This is a genomic window from Sphingomonas sp. 179-A 2A2 NHS (assembly GCF_045371305.1).
Lineage (GTDB): Bacteria > Pseudomonadota > Alphaproteobacteria > Sphingomonadales > Sphingomonadaceae > Sphingomonas.
The window spans coordinates 384,325-396,583 of record NZ_JBIQDE010000005.1 but is presented as its reverse complement, the minus strand read 5'-3'; the positions used below and the strand labels follow the sequence as shown (position 1 = coordinate 396,583).

10 protein-coding genes are annotated in these 12,259 nt (G+C 66.6%); 6 read left to right on the top strand and 4 right to left on the bottom strand.

Going from position 1 to position 12,259, the window contains the following annotated elements:
* The coding region (locus ACH0AE_RS13810; protein ID WP_406875813.1) for a hypothetical protein at positions 1-948 on the top strand (948 nt) is incomplete at its 5' end.
* Between the two features lie 323 nt (positions 949-1,271).
* On the opposite strand, the gene ACH0AE_RS13805 is transcribed toward ACH0AE_RS13810, so the two are convergent.
* Both ACH0AE_RS13805 and ACH0AE_RS13800 read right to left on the bottom strand, forming a co-directional pair.
* Positions 1,272-2,195 (bottom strand): HEPN domain-containing protein, encoded by a 924-nt coding sequence (locus ACH0AE_RS13805; protein ID WP_406875812.1) that lies wholly within the window; start codon positions 2,193-2,195, stop codon positions 1,272-1,274.
* 53 nt (positions 2,196-2,248) lie between these two features.
* A complete protein-coding gene (locus tag ACH0AE_RS13800; protein ID WP_406875811.1) occupies positions 2,249-2,491 on the bottom strand; it encodes a sigma factor-like helix-turn-helix DNA-binding protein in 243 nt (80 codons plus the stop codon).
* Positions 2,492-2,901: 410 nt separating this feature from the next.
* Between ACH0AE_RS13800 and ACH0AE_RS13795 the strand changes: the two genes are divergently transcribed.
* From ACH0AE_RS13795 to ACH0AE_RS13775, 5 genes are all read left to right on the top strand, one after another.
* Positions 2,902-3,441 carry an RNA polymerase sigma factor gene (locus ACH0AE_RS13795; RefSeq protein WP_406875810.1) on the top strand — a complete coding sequence of 180 codons (540 nt, stop codon included), beginning with the start codon at positions 2,902-2,904 and terminating at the stop codon, positions 3,439-3,441.
* Positions 3,438-4,511, top strand: coding sequence for a FecR family protein (locus tag ACH0AE_RS13790; protein WP_406875809.1), 1,074 nt, complete (start codon positions 3,438-3,440; stop codon positions 4,509-4,511). The genes ACH0AE_RS13795 and ACH0AE_RS13790 overlap by 4 nt, the downstream gene beginning before the upstream one ends.
* A 322-nt stretch (positions 4,512-4,833) precedes the next feature.
* Entirely contained in the window at positions 4,834-4,959 is a 126-nt protein-coding gene (locus ACH0AE_RS13785; protein ID WP_167297749.1) for a benenodin family lasso peptide, read from the top strand.
* Between the two features lie 57 nt (positions 4,960-5,016).
* A complete protein-coding gene (locus ACH0AE_RS13780) occupies positions 5,017-5,658 on the top strand; it encodes a lasso peptide biosynthesis B2 protein (RefSeq protein WP_406875808.1) in 642 nt (213 codons plus the stop codon).
* Positions 5,655-7,424, top strand: a complete 1,770-nt coding sequence (locus ACH0AE_RS13775; protein WP_406875807.1) for an asparagine synthase-related protein — start codon at positions 5,655-5,657, stop codon at positions 7,422-7,424. The genes ACH0AE_RS13780 and ACH0AE_RS13775 overlap by 4 nt, the downstream gene beginning before the upstream one ends.
* Positions 7,425-7,444: 20 nt before the next feature.
* Here the strand turns inward: ACH0AE_RS13775 and ACH0AE_RS13770 are convergent, their stop codons facing one another.
* A complete protein-coding gene (locus tag ACH0AE_RS13770) occupies positions 7,445-9,460 on the bottom strand; it encodes an Atxe2 family lasso peptide isopeptidase (protein ID WP_406875806.1) in 2,016 nt (671 codons plus the stop codon).
* Positions 9,461-9,552: 92 nt separating this feature from the next.
* Positions 9,553-12,129 (bottom strand): TonB-dependent receptor domain-containing protein, encoded by a 2,577-nt coding sequence (locus tag ACH0AE_RS13765; protein ID WP_406875805.1) that lies wholly within the window; start codon positions 12,127-12,129, stop codon positions 9,553-9,555.
* Between the last annotated feature and the right edge of the window lie 130 nt (positions 12,130-12,259).

The following is a 12,259-nucleotide window of genomic DNA, read 5'->3' as shown; positions in this document are numbered from 1 at the left end:
GCCGTGGAACTGGGTGCCCCAGACAGATCAGCCAACAGCCCAAGCCGCATAAACTGCGGTCCTCACGCCACGCTTACGCACAAGCTGCGCGGAGAGGTCGAACGGCGACTGCGCGCTTGGTGCGAGACGGACTACGGCAAGTTCTGGCTTAGCAGCGCACGGGAGCCAGGTGGCGTAATCCGGATCAACGCGGGCGACGCCATCCCGGATTTCCACATGGTCGCGATGCGCAACGGCTTAAAGTTCGTCGCGCCGCAGACGCGCATGCTCGAGGGGCACCGGAACGTCTCGATCGGTACGGACGAATATAGGTCCCGTAAGCCTCAACAAGCCGGCGAGCTCATACTAGCGCCCGTGATCCGTCTCGACCTCGTGACCGACCCGGCGCTGATGGCCGCGGCGCGCAGGTTCGACATCAACATGTCGTCGCAGCACGTGACCGAACCGAGCATCCTATTCTCGGCACCTGCGCACATCCTCATCGCGCCGAATGGCTGGCCGAAGAAGTCGTTCGTCCTCTACCAGCATATCTTCGGCGAGGGCGGCTCCTACCCGGTTGATGGCTACTTCTACGTTGGCATCACGACGCGGAGCTGGAAGACCCGTTGGGCCGAGCATCGGCGCGCGATGCGCAAGGGCAGCAACCTGCTGTTCCACCGCAAGCTGCGGGAGGAACTGGAAGCCAAGCGGGTGACCTACATCCACCACAAGGTAATGGCCGTCACGACCGACGTCGAGGCGCTTTACGAAGCGGAGGAAGCGCTGGTGCGCGGCCATTGGGAGGACACTAGGCGGCTCAACATGATCCCGGGCGGTCGGGCCGGCTACCGCTACCTGCGGTGCGCTGGCATGGTCGACCCTGGGTCGAAAGATATGCCCGACGATCGCGACGGGGCGGTGTCCAATTGGCTTGGCAGAAATCCTGACCGTCCTCTCCCACCAACTTGACCTGGGTGCGGCTTTAGCGGGCTCTTCTGACAGAGCCCGTTCGTTATTCCACCCAGGCCACAGCCCGATATTTCGTCGGTCGATCACTCTCTCCTGAAGCCCTTGTCCAAAAGCCAATCTCGGCGCAACGCATCGGCCTAGGCTCTAGTTTGCTCGGAGACAGGCGCCCGTCTTATGTCCAGGGCTCTTGCTGCTTACCCACCGGGCTAGCCGTCAGCGAACGATGGCAGCCTCGTCGAACGAACGGCAACTTCTGGGGCCATTCCGACTTTATCGGTATGTCCGCTATTAGGGCGCGATATTGCCGCCCGACAGCATCCGCCTTATGCGACCGCGCTCCGTTTGAGTGCACCGAGATGCTCGTCACAAATCACCTGAACGGCGCGACCTAGCTCTTCGACCCGTTCGCCAAGCCAATCCAGCTCCTCGGAGCTGATCCGATAGTGTTTCGAGTACCGGGCTTTGACGTAAGCCTCCTTCAGCTTCTCGAACCGAGCCCGATCGGCGCGAGTAGCTCTTGGCCAAGCTTCGATCAGGCGCGGATCAATCCGTTCCGCTTGGGTGCGAAGGAAGCCCAGATTGTGGACGTGCGGTGTGTAGAAGGTGCAGACGAGCAACACGCAATGGTAGAGACGCTCCGTGGCTTGGTGCGTCAGGAACGCTGCATCCTTCAGCCTTCCGTGAGCTTTGCTGAACCGGGCTGTCTCCAACATTCCCGCGGCCGCAGGAAACCACTCGCCAAAATATTCCTGCGCCATCGCCAGCGCCTGTTGTGGTGTCTTCGGCTTCGGCTCGTGCAGCTCGGTGCTGTCGCTCTCGTAGAGCGCGATACCATCCCGCGCGACATCCATGAAGAAGTAGCGCCCATGGGCGAGCCCGTCGTTCACCTCGCGCAGCGTGTGCACGATGAAGTTTACGGGCGTACGCAGCGTCTTCGTCACCGCCAGCTCGCGGTTGAGCCGCTCCTCCGCCGTCGTCCAGAACTGCGCGCGGTCGGTCAGCTTCTCGTTGTTGACAATGATCAGCAGGTCGAAGTCCGATTGGTAGCCCTTGGCGGTGTGGGGTTCGTCAACCCAGCCGCCGCGCGCATAACTGCCATAGAGGATGACCTTGAGGATACGCGCCTGGCGCTTCCACTCCGACGTGGCAAGCGCCGTCGCATCGCGGAATTCCTCGAAGAGGATCTGCACCACGCGTTCGAGCTCGCGCTGCTTGGCGGCTGGCAGATTATCGAGATCGGTGCGCATCGAGAAGAATCCTAGACTTCGTTGGCGGCGATGCAACAGGGGGGGGGCCATAATCAGGCGCCATCACCCGGCAGTCCGGAATCAGCCCCTCTGACGGAGAGGTGACGGTCGAGCAGGACCAGAGCCGCGGCGAGCAGGCGTTCGACCTCGTACACGGTGATCGAGAGCCGCCGGGCGATCGCGGGATAGTCCATGCTCTCGGCGGCATGGAGCAGGAACACGCGCCGTTCGGCAGTCGGTAAGGCAGCGAGCGCCTTGCGCAGGCACGCAGCTTCGGTTTCGGGGACGTCGGACATGGTCGCTCCTTCCTGCCGGCCAGGAGGGACCGGCAGCGGCGCAGGCACGGGCGCGCCTCAGGCGGTGGCACGCACCGCAGGGCGAAGCGCCAGCGGAGCACCCGGGGCGCAGCCACGGGTTGCGAGCCATCGCGGCGCGTCCGACAAGCGTCGCCCGGTCCCGGGCCGGCCGGAGCGATCCGCCGGGGTCCAGCCAGATGTTGCAAGCCGTGCCCAAGTGACGCAGACTCTCTCGTGCAGCGGGGCAATGCCGGCAGCCCGCTGCGGAGTTGACCGCCAGGCATCAAGCACGCCCGCCCAATCCGGCCGGGCGCCATTCCCGAGGCATTGCCCGGCACGAGACTGGCTCTCGTGCGATCGCCTTCCCTTGCCCGCGTCATGCGCGGCTGCAGTTCCCCGGGGTAGCGCCAGTGCGGCGGCCCGACGACGAAATTGGTCAGCCCTCGGGAGGGGGCGACAACGGGCAGCTGCGCTTCGACGACCTGTACCGGGAGCAGGCGCCGCGGCTGCGTCGCTGGCTCGATGGGCGGCTGCGCTCGAGCGAGGATGCCAATGATCTGGTGCAGGATGCGTTCGCGCGCTTTCTCGGGTCGGGAAGTCGCAATGACCTGCGCCGGCCCGAGGCATTCCTCAACCGGATCGTGCGCAACCTGCTGATCGACCGCTCGCGCCGCCTGTCCAATCGCACGCCGCATGTGCCGATCGACGAAGCCAATGCACCGGTCGCGCGGGCGACGCAGGAGGACGAACTCGAACTCGAGCAGTTGCGCAGGCGTTACCGCGCGGCTGTGGAGGCGCTGCCGCCGAGGATGCGCGAGGTCTTCGTGCTGCACCGCGTGGAGGGTCTGGGGTACAAGGAGATTGCGACGCGACTCGGCATCAGCATCCGCACCGTCGAATGGCATGTCGGGGAAGCGCTGCTGCGGATCGGCAGGGACCTGGAGCAATGAGCATCACCGATCAGCAATCCGATCGGGAGGACCGCGCACTCGACAGCCAGGCTGCGCACTGGTTCGCGCGCATGCGGGGACCCGACGCGGAAGCCAGTCGCGATGCGTTTGACACATGGCTGGCGCAGGGTCCCGAACATCGCGCTGCCTATAACCGTGCCGCCGAAATCTTCGCGATGGGCAAGCTGCTCGCCGAACCCGACGCACAGGCGCCGGCAGCACCGCGCCGCCGAATCGCCGCAGCGGCGCTGACGATGGTCGCCGCCGCCGCTCTGGCCGTAGGGGGATGGGCGCTCTGGCATCCCGCGGAAATGTCGCAGGACCTGCAGAAGACCGTGGCTGCCTCGCTGGTGAATGCACGCTCGATCGCGACCGTCGCGGGCGAGACGCGCGTGGTGCGTCTCGCCGACGGTTCGACGGTGCGCCTCGGTAGCGACACGATGCTGGCCGTCGATTTCGGCAGCGCGCGCAGGGACCTGAAGCTGCTGCGCGGCGCCGCGCGGTTCGAGGTCGCCCACGAGCAGCGTCCATTTGTCGTGATGGCCGGTGGCGGCAGTGTCACGGCGCGCGGCACAATCTTCGAGGTCGCGCTGATGCGTTCGGGCAAGGTCGATGTGCGGCTGGTGCAGGGGGCGATCGACGTGGCGCTGCCGCGCCGGACGCCTTCCTCGCAGCCTGCAGTCCGGAAGCTGATTGCCGGCGAGAGCCTTTCCTTCGACAGCGCCGGCAATCCGGAACCGCTCCCCGCTGCCGCTCCCGGTGCCGCTGCACCACAATCAACGACGACAGCGCGTGATTTCGAAGCGACGCCGGTGGCCGAATTGATCGCGCTCGCCAACCGCGACGCGGTGCGTCGGATCGTGCTGGCTGATCCTGCGCTGGGCGCGCAGCGGGTCTCGGGCCGGTTTCGAATCGACGATACCGGCTTGCTCGCGCGCCGGCTTGCCGCCCTGTTCGGATGGAGTGTCGACATGGACGGGCAGCAGACAATCATCCTGAGCGCCGGTATGGCGGATGCCGCGCCCTCCGCGGCTCATCCGGGATCGCACTCGCGCAAGGACGGCGACTGACAGGCCTGGCCAAGAGGGCGAGACACAGATGCGCCAGTTCTCCGCAGTCGCGGCGATGGTCCTGTCGAACAGCCGGTGACGGAGCCGGGCGGGAAAAAGCACGCCTTGGAGCGTGTGCCACCACTTTTAGCCAAAGGCCTGGACATAGTGGCGGCCACCCGGCCGTCCGCACTGTTGAACAACTATGTTGCCCGAGCATGTTTTGGCAGACCCGCTCCCAAACAATCGAATTATAACTGGATTATAATGTTCTCATAACTGAGCAGGCGGCTAGATTCACGCTGGTCATGGCCATGACGTTTCTCAGACAAGGAGGAAAGCCATGAACCGCGAACTGGAAGACACCATCGAACTCGGCAGCGTCAGCACGGACACGAAGGGCGTGCTCGCCGGAACCTTCGACGAGGAAGGCGGCCTGCAGATCAAGATGGGCCTCAGCGACGACTGACGGCAACTGGCGCGTGCCCGCCGGGCACGCGTCCTTCCGTCGCCTGCGAGACCGACAATGGAACTGCACCTCCGTCCGGGGCTTAGCTGGTGCCTGTGCAACCGGCGGGCAGTCTTCCTCGATCTTCCGCATGATCGCTATTTCTGCCTGCCCGAAGAGCGGGACACGCTGTTCCAGGAGTGGGCGCGGGGCGACAGGCACGGGTCACCCGAGCTGGCAGCGCAGCTTGCCGACATCATTCAACCCGGATCGGGCCTGCGAGCACAGACAATCCTGCAGCCCGCGACACGCGATCTCACCGAGAGCGAGATCCGCGCGCAATTTCGCGACACCTGTGGTGCCGCGCTTGCACAGCTGAGGGCGCGCCGTGCACTCAAGCGAAAGCCGATCGCCGCGCTGCTCACCAGGCTTGCACCGCAACCATGCATTACTGAAACGCCACCCGGCCGGGCGGGGCTCGAACGCATTGCCGCTGCCTTCCGTGCGACCTCGGGCTGGATCGAGGCTGCCGACCAGTGCCTGCCCCGGGCACTCGCCGCGCGCCGGATGTGCAACCGCCGTGGCCTTGGTGCGGCGCTCGTCCTTGGCGTGCGGGTCGCGCCCTTTGCCGCGCACGCCTGGGTTCAGGCCGGCGGTGCCGTGGTGGTCGGCGACCTCGAGCAGGTCCGGCTCTACACGCCGATTCTGGTCGTCCCGTGACGCCGAGCTACCTGATCATGGTCGCGCGCAGCGGCACAGCGCGGCAGGAGGCCGAGGCGCTTGCACAGACCGGCGATCTTCGCCTCGCGTGGTCGACGCCGCGCGCTGCGCTGCTGGTCAATGATCACTGCCCCTTCATCGAGATCGACGGGAGCGGCGTGCTGATCGGAACGGTCTTCCCGCACCACGGCCCGGCCAGGGCGCTCGACCGCCTCACCGACAGCGAAGCGGTCGCAGTCGAGCGCGAGGGCGCCAGTGCGTTGCTCCACTCGCTGTGGGGCGGCTATGTGGCGCTGCTCGAGCGAGAGGGTGCGCTCGAAGTGATGCGTGACCCCTCGGGTGCGCTCGCCTGCTACAGGGGGGAGACGCGGGCGGGTACGGTGGTGCTAGCCTCCGACGTCGATCTGCTCCTCGCCGCCGGCGCGCAGATCGGCGGGATCGACTGGAGCGCCCTCGGGCGGATCCTCTATTCGAGCGGCCTTCCGACCCGTGAGACCGCTGTCGACGGCGTGACCGCGCTGCTTCCCGGTATGGCATGGGTGCTCACCCCGGAGGGCGAGCGCCATCTCGTGCGCTGGTCTCCGTGGGAGTTCGTCGAACGGCCCGTGGGCCGCGAGTTCGGCGCGGCCGCCGAGACGTTGCGCCGGGTGGTCGGCCATTCCGTCGCCAGTTGGGCGTCGCGGACGCGCCGGCCGCTGGTCAGCCTGTCCGGTGGGCTCGACTCGTCGATCGTCGCCGCCTGTCTAGCCCGCTCCGCGGCCACGCCCAGTGCGATCACCATGTTCACCGACGACCCCGCTGGCGATGAGCGCGACTTTGCGCAGCAACTCGCCGGGGCACTTCGCATACCCCTCACCGAGAGCCGCTACCGACTGGACATGATCGACATCGAACGGGCACTCGGCGCGCACCTGCCGCGCCCGTTCGGGCGCGTCCAGGCTCAGGCCTATGAAGCGGCGCATCGCGCAGCGGCCGCAGCACAAGGCGCCGACGCCTTCTTCACCGGCAATGGCGGCGACAATGTCTTCGGCTATTCGCAGTCGGCCGCGGCGCTGGCGGACCGGGCGCTCGCCGAGGGCCCGGGAGCCGGTGCCTTCGCGACGCTGCGCGACGTCGGGCGCCAGACCGGCGCCGGCCCGCTTCGCATCACGCGCGCAGCGCTGAGACTCATGCGGCAGCCGCCCGGCTATCGCTGGAAGCCGGATCCGCTGTTCCTGCACCCGGACCTGGTCGCATCGCTCGAAGGCCTGGCAATGGCACATCCTTGGCTCGATGCACCCGAGGGCGCGTTGCCCGGCAAGGCGGCACATATTGCGGGACTGGTCCGCGTCCAGCTGAATCTCGAGCCGGACCGCAGCCGCATGCTGCCGGTGATCAATCCGCTGCTCTCGCAGCCCATCGTCGAGCTCTCTCTGTCGATCCCCAGCTGGCAATGGCGCGAGGGCGGGCGCGATCGCGCGGTTGCACGCGCCGCCTTTGCGGCCGACCTGCCGCCGGCGATCGTCGCGCGGCGTGCGAAGGGGACACCCGATCCGTTCGGCGCTCAGATTGTGGAGCATCTGCGCGCCCCGATTCTCGCTCGACTGCGCGACGGTCAACTTGCGGGCCACGGCCTGCTCGATGTCCCCGCGATCGAGCCCGCTCTCTTGCCCGGGCGGCAGACCACCGGTCTCGAGAATGTGCGCCTGCTCGAGCTGATCAATGTCGAGGCGTGGCTGGAAAGCTGGACGGCGCGCTTGAATGAGGCTCCAGTGCGGTGCGCCTGACAAACACCTCCCCGCCGGTTCTACTGCGGCGGCGAACTCGCGTCCCGGGCAAGCGCCGCACGCAGTGCCTGCCAATGCGCCAGCTCGGCCGGACGTCCGCGAGGCGAGGCGCCGTTCAGCCAGAAGTCGAACCAGTCGATCGCACGGGTATAGACGGCGAGGCGATGCGCCGGCTGCCATTTGACGTGGTGCTCGCCCGGGAAGACGAAGAGGTCGATTGGCCGGTCGAGTTCGCGCAGCACGGTGTAGCTTTGCAACGCGTTGAGATATTCGTCGTCGGGCAGCTGCGCGAGGATGGGCGCGCGGATTCGCGCCGCGTTGGGCGAATAGGCAATCTCACGCCAGAAGGCTCGCGCAGCGGCGCTGTCGTCGCTGAGCCTCGGGTAGCCGACCTGATAGAATGCGGGCGCGGAGCCCGGTCCGACCCGCATCGGAAGCGTTGTGTCGGTGCAGCAGCTGCTCAGCGCAAAGGCCGAGAACAGGTCACTGTGTAGCAGCGCGAAACCGGCGGTCGATGCCCCGTCGCTCAGTCCGGTAATGCCGACCCGGGCGGGGTCTGCGATGCCGCGAGCGATCGCAGTCCGCACCGCGATCTCCACCGAGTCGAGGATACTGCGCCGCTCGGCGAAGTCCTTGAGGTTGATCCGATCGATCTCGGTATAGTCGTTCGAGTACCGCAACCCGATTGCGCTCGGCTTGTCGATGCTCAGCACGGCGAAGCCGCGGTTCGCGAAGCCCTGGATCGGATAGTCGTCGCCGGTACCCCCACGCAGGAAGCCGCGTGACGAATATTGCACCACGACCAGAGGGTAACGCTGGCCCGGACGATAGCCGACCGGCAGCACGATGTCGGCAAAGGATTCGAGTCCGAACCGGTTGCGGGTCAGCAGTCGCTCCACGCGGCCAAGGGTGAGCCGCGCAAATTCCGGATTGGGATCGAACAGGATGTCGCGCCGCCCGCTCGCCGGGTCGAGGCGCTCGAGCCGGCGCGGCTGGAGCGAGCTCTCACGCAGACAGACAAGTGACCCGCCATCAGGAACGCAGCCGAGCAGCAGATCCTCGGTGCGATAGAGTCTCCGGACCCGCGCGGTTCCCGGATTCCACTCGTAGATGGCGGTTTCGCTGTTGGCCCAGCCCTCGCGCCGCAGGAAACGCACCTTGCCCGCCACCCACCACGGGTAGCTCGCATCCGCGCATTCCGCCGCAGGGCAGACCCGGGCGCGACCGTCGGACGTAGCGCTGAGCTGGCCGCGGCCGGCGTAGATCGAGTCCGGCGGTACCGCGATCGTAGCGCGCCGCCCGCCGGCGTCGACCGCCTCGATCCAGCTCCCTTCCCGCATCGCACTCCCGTCGAGCAGCGCCGCCTCCGACTTGCTGGCCGCCCGGGTTGTGCCGCTGGCAAAGTCGAACACGGTGAAGCTTCTTGCGATCGGTGCAGGCGGGAACGGCCGATCGCTCGCAGCCGGAGCGAAGCGATCATCATAGTGAAAACCCGACAGGCCTTCGCGTTCTATTTCAGCGCGCGCTTTTCGGAGTCCCGGACGCGTCGCATAGATGACGCTTCGCCCATCGGCAGTGATGCGGAAATCCTCGATGTCGTCGGCGCTGGCCGTGATCGCCCGGCTGCCGCTGCCGTCTGTCTCGGCCCTCCAGAGCTGCACGCCGCCTCGGTCGCGACGGCGAAAGACGATGAATTTGCCATCGGGCGACCAGCGGGGGGTAATCGGATCGGCAAGGCCCGTTGGAAATCCGGCCTTGCCGCGAAAATCGTAGCGGGCACGGATAAAGTCGCCGCCGCGGTCGACGACGATCGCACGGCCCGGCCTGGCCAGATCGACGACCAGCATCGCGAGGCAATAGCCGTTCGCCTGCGGATCGGCTTGCCGCAGCTGAAAGGCTGCGTGCGTTCCGTCCGGCGAAACGGCGAACAAGCCTGCATATTGCTGCGTCGGGTCCGCCGGGCCGATATCGCGCAGGCGAACGAGGTCCTCCGGAGTCAGCGGGCGAATGGGAGCGCTTGCCGTCGCTTCGGGCATCAGCTGAGCACAGTCAGGCTCGGCGCGCGCAGTGCCCGCGCTCGCCACACAGCCCCAGACTCCGATGACGACAAGCAGTGTGCGGATCGCGCTTACCATTGCCTGGTCACCGAGAAGCTGAGGAAGCGGCCGATCGGCGACTGATTGGTCGAATCGAACGGGATCGCTGCGGGATCGGAAGTGCGGATCGGGTCCGGCGCTTCGTCGAGCAGGTTCTGAACCGTCAGTCGCAATTCGAGGCCGCGAAGCGGGCGAAACGCGCCGCTCAGGTCGATCGTTGTAAAGGACCCGATCCTGTCCAGGGTAGGGAAGCGCTTGTCGAGCGTGCCGCCGGCATAGCTGAGCGACGCCGACAGCTGCACTTCCGGCGTGCTCCAGCTCGCCGAGCCGTGCGCGCGGAAATGCGGAGGCGTGAAGATGAGCCCCGCCCGCTCCTCCGCCGGCTGGGTCGCAACGATCTTGCGGTCGGCGTCCAGATAACTGGCCGAGGCGGCGAGCTGGAGCGTGCTGCCATCCCCCAGCGCAGCGAGATAATCGAGTGCAATATCGACCCCTCGGGCGTGTTCGCGTGCGGTGTTGCGCAGGCTTGAGTCCACGATCGCAGCGACCTGCGACGGATCGTACGTCTGCCCGCTCTGGTTGGAGAGGCCGAGCGGCAGGCCGGCGACGAGTGCCTCAACCTGCGTCGATGTCGGCGCGCGCAGCACGAAGTCGGCAACGAGTGGATTGGCCAGCGCCGAGAGCACACTCGAGACCGGCGACGCGATGCGGTCGCGATAATCGATGTCGAACCAGCTTGCCTCTACGCGAAGGCCGTCGAGGAAGCGCGGCTTGAACTCGACGGTGAAAGTCGAGGCGGTTGCCCGCTCCGCACCAAGATCGGGATTGCCGCCCGCGAGCAGGAGCACTGTCGCGCCAGCTGGCAGGGGCGGCGTTGGCTGCGGCGAGAAGAGGCTGGCGCTGAACAGCACGCCTTCGCGGACCTGGTTGACCTGGTTCAGCGTCGGAATCTTGAACGAGCGGCCCCAGCTGTATTTGAACGTGATGTCCCGAGCGGGCGAATAGACGAGCCCGAGCTTCGGCGTCGCCACCTCGTCGATGCCCTCATAGCGCTCGTAGCGAACGGCTGCGCTGAGTCGCAGCGCATCGATCAACGGCATCCGGTTTGCCGCCCCGACGAGCGGCAGCGACAGCTCGCCATAGCCGAACACGCTTTCGCGATTTTCGGTCGCGTCGCGCGTCACCCGGGTCACACCTGCGACCGTGGTGGAGGTATCGATGTCGAGCGAGAAGCGCCGGTAGCCGCCGCCGATCGCCAGCCGCGCGTCGCCGCCGGGAAGCCGCGCCAGCGGTCCCTCTGCAGACCCTTCGAAGTTGGTCAGCCGGTTGTCGTAGATCAGCCGTCCGGGCGTAACGACGCTGTTGAGGATGCGCCGCGAGCGGATCTCGGTGCGGCTCTCGCCGTCAGTCGCCTCGAGCGTCGCCTCCCACGCACTGCCCAAAGAGAAATGAAGCGACGGAGTGACGGCGTAGGAGCGCACTACCGGGCTGTTGATCATGCCGTTCGCATCGACGCTCGAGGTCACGAAGAAGGCGTTGGCCTTGCGCGACCGACGATCGGCCAACTGGGCATCGAGTTCGAACGTGATGCCGGGCAGGAGCGCCTGGTGGCCGGCGAGCACACCGCTCACCTGCCGGCTCCACGTTGAGAGCATCTGCGAACGATCGAGCGTACGCGTATAGGACCGGTCGCCAGCGTAGATCGGCGTCGCCTTGCTGTAATCGAGCGCGGCCATGAAGCCACCACCGGACCAGCGCGCGCCGCCTGTTGCGTCGATTTGCTGCTGGGCGTTGCCGCCCTCGGTCGATCCGCCGATACGCGCACTGGTCTGCAGGCCGTCGAAGTCGCGCCGCAGCAGGATGTTCGCGACTCCGCCGACCGCATCCGACCCGTAGAGGGCGGATGCGCCATCGGCGATGATCTCGATCCGATCGAGCGCCGCAAGCGGAAGGGTCGAGATGTCGACTCCCTGGTTGAGCGCGTCATAAGGAAGGCGGTGACCATTGATGAGCGTCAGTGTCGCGTCCGGTCCCAACCCCCTGAGGTTGAGCGTCGTCGAGTTGTTGATGTTGTTCTGACCGCCCTGGTCACCGCCCCCCACCACCCCGGGATTCTGCCCGCCGGTGAAATTCTGAGGGATGATCCGCGAAAGAGAAACGAGGTCGGGTACGCCCTGCTCCTCCAGACTCCGACGGGTTATCACCGTGACCGGCGAGGGCCCCGTCGTTCCGCGGATGCGGGTGCCGGTTACCGTGATCTCCGTCTGCGCCAGCTCGCCCTGTTCCTGTTGAGGCCGCACCCGTACAACCAGCGCTCCGGCTTCCTCTGCGACCAACAGCCTGTCGCCGATGGCGAGCCGCACCGCCTGCTCGACCGTATAGTTGCCTCGGATCGCCGCGGACTGCCTGCCGCGGACGTCTGCGTCCGCGAACAGGATCTCCCTGCCTGCCTGTCGCGCAATCGCGCGCAGCGTCGTCGCGAGATCCTGTGCAGGCAGGTCAAAATTGTTCGATGCTGCCTGAGCATAGGCCGGCACGGCAGACAGGCCGGCATAGGATGTCGTTGCCGCGAGCAACGCAGCGCACAATGCTCTTTTCGAGATCATCATTCTTTTCCCTCCCACCGCCGGTGGCCCCGGCGTTGGGTGGATTGACGCGGCGGGCGCCGAACTACGGGGCAGGGCTGCAAAAAAATTTCGGTGGCGCTGCCTCGGCGCCTGTCAGTGTCGCGCGCGCCCC